This window comes from Rhizobium sp. BK418, assembly GCF_004341105.1.
Lineage (GTDB): Bacteria > Pseudomonadota > Alphaproteobacteria > Rhizobiales > Rhizobiaceae > Rhizobium.
Genome location: NZ_SLZK01000005.1, coordinates 137524 through 150044 on the forward strand (window position 1 = coordinate 137524; position 12521 = coordinate 150044).

The 12521-nt window shown below is 59.5% G+C and carries 11 protein-coding genes; all 11 read right to left on the minus strand.

Features of this window, described 5'->3' with window-relative positions; all coding sequences use genetic code 11:
* Positions 1-17: 17 nt before the first annotated feature.
* Complete coding sequence (locus EV281_RS20520) at positions 18-3002, minus strand: 2-oxoglutarate dehydrogenase E1 component (protein WP_132655706.1); 2985 nt, start codon at positions 3000-3002, stop codon at positions 18-20.
* 167 nt (positions 3003-3169) lie between these two features.
* Positions 3170-4072, minus strand: a complete 903-nt coding sequence (gene sucD / locus EV281_RS20525) for a succinate--CoA ligase subunit alpha (protein WP_064707972.1) — start codon at positions 4070-4072, stop codon at positions 3170-3172.
* A 13-nt stretch (positions 4073-4085) separates the two neighbouring features.
* Complete coding sequence (locus EV281_RS20530) at positions 4086-4577, minus strand: DUF1579 family protein (protein WP_132655708.1); 492 nt, start codon at positions 4575-4577, stop codon at positions 4086-4088.
* Between the two features lie 8 nt (positions 4578-4585).
* A complete protein-coding gene (gene sucC / locus EV281_RS20535; RefSeq protein WP_132655710.1) occupies positions 4586-5779 on the minus strand; it encodes an ADP-forming succinate--CoA ligase subunit beta in 1194 nt (397 codons plus the stop codon).
* A 36-nt stretch (positions 5780-5815) separates the two neighbouring features.
* Complete coding sequence (gene mdh, locus EV281_RS20540; protein WP_132655712.1) at positions 5816-6778, minus strand: malate dehydrogenase; 963 nt, start codon at positions 6776-6778, stop codon at positions 5816-5818.
* Positions 6779-6952: 174 nt separating this feature from the next.
* A complete protein-coding gene (zapE, locus tag EV281_RS20545) occupies positions 6953-8116 on the minus strand; it encodes a cell division protein ZapE (RefSeq protein WP_132655714.1) in 1164 nt (387 codons plus the stop codon).
* A gap of 48 nt (positions 8117-8164) precedes the next feature.
* Positions 8165-8671: a protease inhibitor Inh/omp19 family protein gene (locus EV281_RS20550; RefSeq protein ID WP_132656291.1), complete on the minus strand. Its 507-nt coding sequence runs from the start codon at positions 8669-8671 to the stop codon at positions 8165-8167.
* A gap of 211 nt (positions 8672-8882) precedes the next feature.
* Positions 8883-9662, minus strand: coding sequence for a succinate dehydrogenase iron-sulfur subunit (locus tag EV281_RS20555; RefSeq protein ID WP_007822372.1), 780 nt, complete (start codon positions 9660-9662; stop codon positions 8883-8885).
* A 15-nt stretch (positions 9663-9677) separates the two neighbouring features.
* Complete coding sequence (gene sdhA, locus EV281_RS20560; RefSeq protein WP_165911937.1) at positions 9678-11516, minus strand: succinate dehydrogenase flavoprotein subunit; 1839 nt, start codon at positions 11514-11516, stop codon at positions 9678-9680.
* A gap of 7 nt (positions 11517-11523) precedes the next feature.
* Entirely contained in the window at positions 11524-11904 is a 381-nt protein-coding gene (sdhD, locus tag EV281_RS20565; protein WP_132655718.1) for a succinate dehydrogenase, hydrophobic membrane anchor protein, read from the minus strand.
* An 11-nt stretch (positions 11905-11915) separates the two neighbouring features.
* Positions 11916-12308: a succinate dehydrogenase, cytochrome b556 subunit gene (sdhC, locus tag EV281_RS20570; RefSeq protein ID WP_132655720.1), complete on the minus strand. Its 393-nt coding sequence runs from the start codon at positions 12306-12308 to the stop codon at positions 11916-11918.
* Positions 12309-12521: the final 213 nt, after the last annotated feature.

The following is a 12521-nucleotide window of genomic DNA, read 5'->3' on the forward strand; positions in this document are numbered from 1 at the left end:
CGCGCACCCCTTTTTTATTAGCCGCCCAGCGCATCCTCGAGGAACGCGGCGAGCTGCGACAGATGCTTGGACATCAGACCCGTTGCCGGCGAAGCGGCAGCCGGGCGACCTGTATAGCGAACGCGCTGGTACTTCGCATCGATATGGGCAAGGACCCATTCCAGATATGGGTCGATGAACGACCATGCGCCCATGTTCTTCGGCTCTTCCTGACACCAGACCATCTCTGCGTTCCGGAAGCGCGACAGCTCGTTGATGAGCGCCTTGGCCGGGAACGGATAGAGCTGTTCGATGCGCAGCAGGTAGATATCGTCGATGCCGCGCTTTTCACGCTCTTCCAGAAGATCGTAATAGACCTTGCCGGTGCAGATTACGACGCGACGGATCTTGGCATCCTTCTGCAGCTTGATCGGGCCGTCCTTGATGACCTCGGCATCGTCCCACAGGAGACGGTGGAAGGAGGATTCACCGGCCATTTCGGCAAGCGTCGAGACGGCGCGCTTGTGGCGCAGCAGCGACTTCGGCGTCATCAGGATCAGCGGCTTGCGGAAGTCACGCTTCAGCTGGCGGCGCAGGATGTGGAAGTAGTTCGCCGGCGTCGTGACGTTGGCGACCTGCATGTTGTCTTCCGCGCAGAGCTGGAGATAACGCTCCAGACGGGCAGACGAGTGTTCCGGACCCTGACCTTCATAACCGTGCGGCAGCAGACAGACGAGGCCCGACATACGCAGCCACTTGCGTTCGCCCGACGAGATGAACTGGTCGAAGACGACCTGGGCGCCGTTTGCGAAGTCGCCGAACTGGGCTTCCCAGAGCGTCAGCGCATTCGGGCGGGCAAGCGAGTAACCGTATTCGAAGCCGAGAACGGCTTCTTCCGAAAGCATCGAGTTGATGACTTCGTAACGGGCCTGCGTCGGCGACAGGTTTGCGAGCGGGATGTAGCGTTCTTCGGTTTCCTGATCGTAGAGAACCGAATGGCGCTGCGAGAAGGTGCCGCGTTCGCAATCCTGACCGGACAGGCGGATCTTGTGGCCTTCGACGACAAGCGAACCGAAGGCAAGTGCTTCCGCCATTGCCCAGTCGAGCCCTTCGCCGCTCTGGATCATGTTGGCGCGGTTTTCCATAAAGCGCTGGATCGTGCGATGCGCATTGAAGCCTTCAGGGATTTCCGACAGCTTGCGGCCGATATCCTTGAGCGTCTTCATCGGCACGGCGGTCTTGCCACGGCGCTGTTCGTCGGCATTGTCTGCCGTGCGCAGGCCGGACCACTCGCCGTCCAGCCAGTCGGCCTTGTTCGGCTTGTAGTGCTGGCCGGCCTCGAACTCCTGCTCGAGATGGGCACGCCAGTCGGCCTTCATCTTTTCGACTTCACCGTCGGTGACGAGGCCTTCGCGAACGAGACGCTCTGCATAGAGTTGCAGGACCGTTTTGTGGCCGCGAATGACCTTATACATCTTCGGCTGCGTAAAGGACGGCTCATCGCCTTCGTTATGGCCGTAGCGACGATAGCAGAACATGTCGACCACAACGGGCTTGTGGAACTTCATGCGGAATTCGGTTGCAATCTTCGCGGCGTAGACGACGGCTTCCGGATCGTCGCCGTTGACGTGCAGGATCGGGGCTTCGATCATCTTGGCAACGTCGGACGGATAGGGCGACGAGCGTGAGAAGGCCGGGTTCGTCGTAAAGCCGATCTGGTTATTGATGATGACGTGCATCGTGCCGGCGACACGATGGCCACGCAGGCCAGACAAGCCGAGGATTTCGGCAATGACGCCCTGGCCGGCAAAAGCTGCGTCGCCATGGATCAGAAGCGGCAGAACTTTGGAACGTTCGGACAGCGGAATGATGTCACCGTCCCAGACGGTAGCGCTCATGTCCTGCTTGGCACGGGCCTTGCCCATGACGACAGGATCGACGATTTCGAGGTGTGAAGGATTTGCCGTCAGCGAGACGTGCACCTTGTTGCCGTCGAATTCGCGGTCGGAAGAAGCACCCAGATGGTACTTCACGTCGCCGGACCCTTCGACTTCGTCAGGTGCGTAGGAACCGCCTTTGAACTCATGGAAGATGGCGCGATGTGGCTTGCCCATGACCTGTGAAAGCACGTTGAGGCGGCCACGATGGGCCATACCGAACACGGCTTCCTTGAGGCCGAGAGAGCCCCCGCGCTTGAGGATCTGTTCGAGCGCCGGGATCAGAGATTCGCCACCGTCGAGACCGAAGCGCTTGGTACCCTTGAATTTGACGTCAAGGAACTGCTCGTAACCTTCGGCTTCAACGAGCTTGGCGAGGATCGCCTTCTTGCCTTCGACCGAGAAGGCAACACCCTTGTCCGGACCTTCGATGCGTTCCTGGATCCACGCCTTTTCTTCCGGATTGGAAATGTGCATGAATTCGACGCCGAGGGTCGAGCAATAGGTGCGCTCGAGGATCTCGATCATCTCGCGGATGGTCGCGTATTCGAGGCCGAGCACGTTATCGATGAAGATCTTGCGATCGTAATCGGCAGCGGTGAAACCGTAATTTTCAGGTGAAAGCTCGTGATAATCCTCGACCGGAGCGGCAATACCGAGCGGATCGAGCTTGGCGTGCAGGTGACCGCGCATGCGATAGGCGCGGATCATCATGATGGCGCGGACGGAATCGCGCGTCGCCTGCAAAACGTCGGCAGCAGCTACCGGCTGGCCAGCGGCTTCGGCCTTCGCCTTCACCTTGGTCTCGATGACTTTTTCGACAATGCCCCAGTCGCCATCGAGCGCAGAGACGAGATCGCCGCTTGCCTGCAGCGGCCAGTTCTTCTTGCGCCAGGAAGCGCCCTTGGCCGCCTTCTTCACATCAACAGGATCGTCTTCCAACGCCTTGAAGAAGGAACGCCACTGATCGTCGACCGAGTTGGGATCGTCTTCATAACGGGCGTAGAGCTGCTCGATATAGGCAGCGTTGGCGCCATCCAGAAACGAGGTGATCTGAAATTGCTCGTTGGCTTCTTGCCGTGCCATGGTGTTACGCGGACGCTTCCGCCCGCCTCCTGACTTAGATGAATTTGCCGGCTTCGTCGCCGGCTGCCGCATTCCGATTGCCGCCTGTCCGCGGCGCATCCGCATTGAAATGGCGAGCCGGGCGGAGGCCGGGATGCCGTTCCTCCGCCCGGGGTATATAGGTTGGTTTAGCCCTTGAGGACTTCAACCAGCGTCTTGCCGAGGCGAGCCGGAGACGGAGACACCTTGATGCCTGCCGATTCCATTGCCGCGATCTTCGATTCCGCATCGCCCTTGCCGCCGGAAACCACAGCACCGGCGTGGCCCATGGTGCGACCCTTCGGTGCCGTACGGCCCGCGATGAAGCCGGCCATCGGTTTCTTGCGGCCCTTCTTGGCTTCGTCCTTGAGGAACTGGGCTGCATCTTCTTCAGCCGAACCGCCGATTTCGCCGATCATGATGATCGAGGTCGTGGCTTCGTCGGCCAGGAACATTTCCAGCACGTCGATGAATTCGGTGCCCTTGACCGGATCGCCGCCGATGCCGACAGCCGTCGTCTGGCCGAGACCTTCATTGGAGGTCTGGAAGACGGCTTCGTAGGTCAGCGTGCCGGAACGGGAAACGATCCCGACCGAACCCTTGCGGAAGATCGAGCCCGGCATGATGCCGATCTTGCATTCTTCCGGCGTCAGAATGCCCGGGCAGTTCGGCCCGAGCAGGCGCGACTTGGAGCGGTCGAGGCGAGCCTTGACGCGAACCATATCCATGACCGGAATGCCTTCGGTGATGCAAGTGATGAACGGGATTTCGGCATCGATCGCCTCGATGATCGCGTCGGCAGCACCTGCCGGCGGTACGTAGATGACGGTCGCGTCTGCGCCTGTCTTTTCCTTGCCCTCGGCAACGGTCGCGAAGATCGGCAGGCTTTCGCCCTTCGAGCCGGTCCAGGTTTCGCCACCCTTCTTCGGGTGGATACCGCCGACCATCTGGGTGCCGTAGTAAGCGAGCGCCTGTTCGGTGTGGAACGTGCCGGTCTTGCCGGTTAGGCCCTGAACCAGAACCTTGGTGTCTTTATTGACGAGAATGGACATGCGAGGCCTTTGTTTAGGAGAGGTTGGAAGACGTGAGGGACGCGCGGCGATAGATGCCGCTGACGACCTCCTGCCAAGTATCGCTGCCTGCAGGCGAAAAGCTGACGCCCATCCGGTAGCAGTCTTCATTTTCAAATGTGAATATGGTGCGCTGTCTGCCGCGCGGCGAAACTTTCATCAGCACGAGTTCATTGCCGTTCCACTCGCCGGACGCCGGCGAGGGCGGGGCAAAACCCACGCTGTCGAACTGGTAGAGCTTGTAAGTCTGATCCGAACCATCGAAGCCGAAAACATTGCGGGCTTCGAAGGAAACTTCGCCGTCACGCATCTGGCGATAGCACTGTTGGAGGAAGAATCCGCCGAACAGCGCCTCGCCGGAGAGCGAAGCGCTGGCCTTGCCTTCCTTCGTCCAGGCCGAAGCCGCAACATGCTCTTCCCCTTCCCAGACGCCGGCAAAAGCGTCGAGGCGGAGATGAGCAGCGGACGGCGTGGACTGAAAGGCCATGATCGTTCTCAACCGTTGATCGCAGCGACGATCTTCTTGGCCGCGTCATCCAGATCGTCGGCAGCCGTGATCGCCAGACCCGACTCGTTCAGGATCTTCTTGCCGAGCTCGACATTGGTGCCTTCGAGGCGAACGACGAGCGGAACCTTGAGACCGACTTCCTTGACAGCGGCAATAACGCCCTCAGCAATGACGTCGCACTTCATGATGCCGCCGAAGATATTGACGAGAATGCCTTCGACCTTCGGGTCGGCCGTAATGATCTTGAAGGCTGCAGCAACCTTTTCCTTGCCGGCGCCACCACCGACGTCGCAGAAGTTTGCCGGCTCCTTGCCGTAGAGCTTGATGATATCCATCGTCGCCATCGCAAGGCCTGCGCCGTTGACCATGCAGCCGATGTTGCCGTCGAGCGCCACGTAGGCGAGATCCCACTTGGAGGCCTCGATTTCCTTGGTGTCTTCTTCGGTCTCGTCGCGCAGCGCCTTGACGTCGTCATGGCGGAAGAGCGCGTTGCCGTCGAAGGAAACCTTGGCGTCGAGAACGCGCAGGTGGCCGTTGGTCATGACGATCAGCGGGTTGATTTCGAGAAGCGACATGTCCTTCTCGTCGAAGGCCTTGTAGAGGATCGGGAAGAGCGACTTGGCATCTTCGGCGGCAGCGCCGTCGAGAGCCAGCGCCTTGCAGATCTTCTCGACGTCGGCAGCGGTGACACCTGCAGCCGGATCGATAGCAATCGTGTGGATCTTCTCAGGTGTGTCATGGGCGACAGCCTCGATGTCCATGCCGCCTTCGGTCGAAACGACGAAGGCAACCTTGCCGACCGAACGATCGACCAGCAGCGAGCAATAGAGCTCGCGAGAGATATCGGCGCCGTCTTCGATGTAGAGACGATTGACCTGTTTGCCGGCCGGGCCGGTCTGGGCGGTTACCAGCGTGTTGCCGAGCATTTCCTTGGCATTGGCAACGACGTCTTCGATCGAGCGAGCGAGACGCACGCCGCCCTTGGCTTCAGGCGAAAGTTCCTTGAACTTACCCTTGCCACGGCCGCCGGCATGGATCTGGCTCTTGACTACGTAAAGCGGGCCGGGAAGCGACTTGGCGGCAGCCTCGGCTTCGTCAGCCTTGAGGATAGCCACGCCTTCCGCAACCGGCGCGCCGTAGCTCTTCAGCAGAGCCTTGGCCTGATATTCATGAATGTTCATGGGTTTATCCCTGTTTCGATTGGGTCAGCGCACCGATTACTTCAGGGCAGGTGCGATGTTGATGCAGGCCTCGCAGAGACCGGCAACGGCGCCGACGGACTTGTCGAAGGCTTCCTTCTCGGTCTTGTTGAGGTCGATCTCGATAATGCGCTCGACACCGCCGGCACCGATGACCGTGGGCACGCCGACATACATGTCCTTGACGCCGTACTGGCCGGAGAGGTGTGCCGCGCAGGGCAGAACGCGCTTCTTGTCCTTGAGGTAGGATTCAGCCATTTCGATCGCCGAAGCGGCCGGAGCGTAGTAGGCGGAACCGGTCTTGAGCAGGCCGACGATTTCGGCGCCGCCGTCACGGGTGCGCTGGATGATTTCTTCGAGACGTTCCTTGGTGACCCAACCCATGGTGACGAGGTCGGTCAGCGGAATGCCGGCAACCGTCGAGTAACGGGCGAGCGGCACCATCGTGTCGCCGTGACCACCGAGGACGAAAGCCGTGACGTCCTGAACGGAAACGTTGAATTCCTTGGCAAGGAAAAGACGGAAGCGCGAGGAGTCGAGAACGCCGGCCATGCCGACGACCTTGTTGGCCGGAAGGCCTGAGAACTTCTGCAGCGCCCAGACCATGGCATCGAGCGGATTGGTAATGCAGATGACGAAAGCGTTCGGGGCATACTTCTTGATGCCGGCACCGACCTGCTCCATGACCTTGAGATTGATGCCGAGAAGATCGTCGCGACTCATGCCCGGCTTGCGCGGAACACCGGCGGTGACGATGCAGACATCGGCGCCTTCGATCGCGGAATAGTCGCTGGCGCCAGTCAGGTTCGCGTCGAAGCCCTCGACCGGGGAGGACTGTGCGATGTCGAGACTCTTGCCCTGGGGAATGCCGTCAGCAATGTCGAAGAGGACGATGTCGCCCAGCTCCTTCAGGCCGGCGAGATGCGCCAGCGTGCCACCAATCATGCCAGAACCGATGAGTGCGATCTTGTTACGCGCCATTTCGCTTTTCCTTTGCGATCAAAATCCGTCGGGCGACGCGCGGGCATCGCCCAATGCCGCAATCGCATAGACCTAAAGCCCAAAAATGGCAATCGATTATTTTTGATGTAGGAATTTCAATCGTTTAGATATTAAAATTCTTACGTAAACGTAAGATAAATTGTCAGAAAAGTGTTATTCGGCAGCCCGCCGCTCACGGTGCGCAGCAAGATACTCCGCACTTCTCATTTCGAAGAGACGCGATGCCGTACGGTCGAATTCGAAGCCCTCGGTCCCCTGTCTTTCGACGAGAAGATCCTCCGGCATGGCGGCGGCTGAAACGTAAAGACGGATGCCGTGATCGTAGAGCGTATCGATCAGAATGATAAAGCGTTTGATCTGGTTTCGCTTTTCCGGGCCAAGCAAGGGAACGTGCTCGAGAAAGATCGTATCGAAGCGTTCGGAGATGGCCAGAAAATCGGCTGCACCTAGCGGCTTATCGCAGAGATCGGCGAAGGAGAAACGCGCCATCCGGTCTGCAGCAAGTGGTACATGGATGGCCCGGCCCTTCATGGGGATTTCCACCGACTGCGCCTTGCGGCCATGCAGTGCCTGTGTCCACAAGGCGTCCATCGCCATGTCGGTGCGCTCGTCGATCGGAACGAGATAGATCGGCTGGCTATTCAGTTTTTCCATCCGGTAGTCGGTCGCGGAATCGAGGGTGACGATTTCGACATGCTTCTTGAGAAGGCCGACGAAGGGCAGGAAAAGCCCACGATTGAGGCCGTCCTTGTAGAGATTGTCGGGCTCGACATTCGAAGTCGCCACCAGCACGCAACCGCGTTCGAAAAGCTCGGAAAACAGCCGCGACAGGATCATCGCATCGGCAATGTCGGTGACCGTGAACTCGTCGAAGCACAGAAGCTCCGCCTCCTCGAAAAGGGCCGCGGCAACCGGCGGTACCGGATCGGCCTGCTTTGTCTCACCATTCTTCAGCTTCTGCCGGTGGGCGGCGATGCGATTGTGAACATCGGCCATGAATTCGTGGAAATGCGCGCGCCGCTTCTTCCGGCAGGGCGCCATCGCAAAGAACATGTCCATGAGCATCGTCTTGCCGCGCCCGACGCTGCCATGGATATAGAGACCCCTGATGCCGGGCTCGGCCTTCTTCTTGGAGGCAAACAGCCAGCCGAGCGCACTGCTCTTGGCCGCCGGCTGCTTCTGCTTAAGGGAAGTAAGCACCCGGTCAAGGCACTTGGCTACATCCATCTGGGCAGAATCAGCCTGTAGCGTCCCCGAAGCGGCCAGCGATTTGAGCTGCTCGATAACGCTGTGCGAATAGTCTGGTATTGGCTGCATCAGGGCTCGTCCGCCTATACGTAACCGGCGGACTCCCACCGGATTGTCTTACCGGCTGAGGTTGATCGGCTGTCCGGTCGAAGTCTGACCGTTGAAGCTGTTGTCGGCAACCTTGTAGACCGAACCGATCTGGTTGCCGCTGCGATCTTTGAGCAGAACCTGCTTGCCGGACACTTCCCAAGAGCCCATGGCCGTCAGCTCGCCCACACAACCACGCGTACCGCCACGCGAGCCGCTGCCGAGATTGGTAAGCGTCAGGAACATGTCGCAGGTGCCGTTGACACGCCAGCTGCCGACCATCGATTCCTTGGTGACGTCCATGGCAGCAGTCGGCGCGGCACCACCCTGCTGGACACCGCCCATCGGCGCCGTCGAGGCTGGTGCGGCAGGAAACTGCCCGGTCGGCGGAGGTAGTTGGCCGCCCTGTACGGAGGGAACCGGCTGCGCGGTCAGCGGCGGAGGCGCACTATTACTGCTGTAATCATATGAGGTGCGTTGGCATCCTGCCAAGGCCAAAGCGGCCGTCAAACCCGTCACCACATATCGCAACTGCATCATCACACTCCTGATCTTCGACTCTTGCCCTAAGGCTTGCGCGCAATCACGGCGGAATTATCGTGAAAGGCTGTATTGAATCAAGCCGGCGCACGGAGAATTTGTGCCATGGCGGGAACCAACCCTAACGGCGGGACAAAATTGGCACAATCGACAGTAAATCAAGGATCCGTGAAAGAAAACGGGCCGCTCGAGGCGGCCCTGTATTTCGTTATACGCGACGCTCGACCATCATCTTCTTGATTTCAGCGATTGCCTTGGCCGGGTTCAGGCCCTTTGGGCAGGTCTGCGCGCAGTTCATGATCGTGTGGCAACGATAGAGGCGGAACGGATCTTCGAGATTGTCGAGGCGTTCGCCGGTCGCCTCGTCTCTGGAATCGATCAGCCAGCGATAGGCCTGCAGCAGGACGGCCGGACCGAGGTAACGGTCGCCATTCCACCAATAGCTCGGACAGGAGGTCGAGCAGCAGGCGCAGAGGATGCACTCATAGAGGCCGTCGAGCTTCTGACGATCCTCATGGCTCTGCTTCCATTCCTTGGCAGGCGTCGGCGAAACCGTCTTCAGCCAGGGCTCGATAGAGCGATGCTGGGCATAAAAGTTGCTGAGATCCGGAACCAGGTCCTTGACCACAGGCATATGCGGCAGCGGATAGATCTTCACCGTTCCCTTGATGTCGTCCATGCCCTTGGTGCAGGCAAGGGTATTCGTGCCGTCGATATTCATCGCACAGGAACCGCAGATGCCTTCACGACAGGAACGGCGCAGCGTCAGCGTCGGATCGATCTTGTTCTTGATATAGAGAAGCGCATCGAGAACCATCGGGCCGCAATCGTCGACATCGACGTAGAACGTGTCGATCGACGGGTTCTGGCCATCATCCGGGCTCCAGCGATAGACGCGGAATTCACGGGTGTTCTTGGCACCCGCCGGCTTCGGCCACACCTTGCCTTCGCGCATCTGGGAATTCTTGGGAAGAGCGAGTTCAACCATGTCAGGTTCCTCTGATCAGTATACGCGGGCCTTCGGCTCGATCTTGTGAGGATCGATGCCGTCTGCGATGAGGTCGGTGTGGACAGGCCGGTAATCGAGCTTCACGTCGCCCGCCTCGTTCACCCAGGCCAGCGTGTGCTTGCGCCAGTTGGCGTCGTCGCGGCCTGCGAAGGGGCCTGACGTATAATCTTCACGGGCATGCGAGCCGCGGCTTTCCTTACGGGCTTCGGCGCCGTAGATCGTCGTGATGGCGTTGGCCATCAGGTTCTGCAGTTCCAGCGTCTCGACGAGATCGGAGTTCCAGATCATCGAGCGGTCGGTGACCTTGATGTCCTTGAGCTCGCCCCAGATTTCCGAGAGACGACGGCAACCTGATTCCAGCGATTCCTGCGTACGGAACACCGCTGCGTCTTCCTGCATGGCGCGCTGCATCTTCTCGCGCAGCACCGCGGTCGGCGTGCCGCCATTGGCGTGACGCAGACCGTCGAAACGATCCATGATCTTGTCACATGCAGCCGTGTTGAGCGCCGGCACTGGTTCGTTACGGTCGATAACCTCACCTGCTCGGATTGCAGCGGCACGCCCGAACACCACGAGGTCGATCAGCGAATTGGAACCCAGGCGGTTGGCGCCGTGAACCGACGCACAGCCTGCTTCACCGACAGCCATCAGGCCAGGCGCAACCCGTCCTGGATTGGAACTATCGGCATTCAACACTTCGCCCCAGAAGTTCGTCGGGATGCCGCCCATGTTGTAATGCACGGTCGGCAGAACCGGGATTGGTTCGCGGGTCACGTCAACGCCGGCAAAGATCTTGGCACTCTCGGAAATACCCGGGAGGCGCTCGTGCAGAACGGCCGGATCGAGATGATCGAGATGCAGGAAGATATGATCCTTGTTCCTGCCGACGCCACGGCCTTCACGAATTTCCAGCGTCATGCAGCGCGAAACGACGTCGCGTGAGGCCAGGTCCTTGGCCGATGGCGCATAGCGCTCCATGAAACGCTCGCCTTCGGCATTGACGAGATAACCGCCTTCGCCGCGCGCGCCTTCGGTGATCAGACAGCCGGAGCCGTAGATGCCGGTCGGATGGAACTGCACGAATTCCATATCCTGCAGCGGTAGGCCAGCACGGGCCACCATGCCACCGCCGTCGCCGGTGCAGGTGTGAGCCGAGGTCGCCGAGAAATAGGCGCGGCCGTAACCGCCGGTCGCCAGCACCACCATTTTGGCGGCAAAGCGATGGATCGAGCCGTCATCCAGGCACCAGGCGACGACGCCGGTGCAACGGCCGTCATCGGACATGATGAGATCGAGCGCGAAATATTCAACGAAGAATTCGGCGTTGTTGCGCAGCGACTGGCCATAGAGCGTGTGCAGGATGGCGTGGCCGGTACGGTCGGCGACAGCGCAGGTGCGCTGCACCGGCGGGCCTTCGCCGAAGTTCTGCATGTGGCCGCCGAACGGGCGCTGGTAGATCTTGCCTTCCTCGTTGCGCGAGAAGGGCACACCATAATGTTCAAGTTCGTAGACGGCCTTCGGCGCTTCCATCACCATGTACTGCATGGCGTCCACATCGCCGAGCCAGTCGGAACCCTTGACGGTGTCGTACAGGTGCCACTGCCAGCTGTCGGGCGTCATGTTCTGCAGCGAGGCGGCGATGCCGCCCTGGGCGGCAACGGTGTGCGAGCGAGTCGGGAATACCTTGGTGATACAGGCGGTGCGGAAGCCCTGTTCGGCCATGCCGAGCGTGGCACGCAGGCCGGCGCCGCCGGCGCCGACGACGATCACGTCATAGGAATGGTCGACATAGTTGTAGGCCTTCCCATTCTGAGCGGGTGAAGACGTTGCCATGATGCGGTTATCCTACGAATGCAATTTTCAGAATGGCGAAGAGACAGAGGCCGGCGATCAGAACCGCGAAGAACGTATTCAGCATCAGAAGCAGCAGTTTGCCGATCTCGCCGTGAACGTAGTCTTCGATGATGACCTGCATGCCGAGCTTCATGTGAATAGTGCCAGAGATGACCATCAGACCCATGACGACGGCGACAAATGGGTTCGAGAGAGCACGAACCACATCGGCATAAGGCGCGCCGGCATAGACGATCATAAAGATGACGAAGAAAATGATGAGCGGGATGTTGGAGACAGCCGTCAGGCGCTGGCGCCAGAAATGATCGGTGCCTTCCTTGGCGGAGCCGAGGCCGCGAACCTTGCCCAGAGGAGTGCGCATATCCATGAGTGCGACCTTTAGAAGCGAATGATGAAGCCGAGCACCCAGACCAGGACGGTCAGGCAGAGCGATCCGATAACATTGGCAATGGCGAGCTTGGTGGAGAATTCCTTCTCGAAACCGTGTCCAAGATCCCACATCAGGTGGCGAAAGCCGCCGAGCATGTGATGGAGCAGGGCCCAGGTATAACCGAGCAGGACGAGCTTGCCGATGATGCTGCCAAGCACCCAGTTGGCCCAGTCGTAATAGGCCTGGCCGGAAGCGGCGGCGATCAGCCACCACGCAACCAGCAGCGTGCCGAGATAAAGTGCGCCACCGGTAATACGGTGAACGATCGACATGACCATGGTGGGGATTGGCTTATAAATTTGCAGATGCGGCGACAGGGGCCGGTTTGTCACATTCGCCATCAGAACCTCGCGGCGTCTTCTCTTTGCCCTTGATGTCAGGGGCTTTTCTCAGTCAACCACACGAATGACAAAATTCTGTGTGCGTTGCATCAACCGACGTTTAATCACCGAAATCCCTGACGACAAGCATAATCGCTGCCTGCATTTAATTTAATCGATTCACGTTGCCGCGAAGTTTTCATGGCCGCGAAACTCAGATCTTTAGCTCATTTT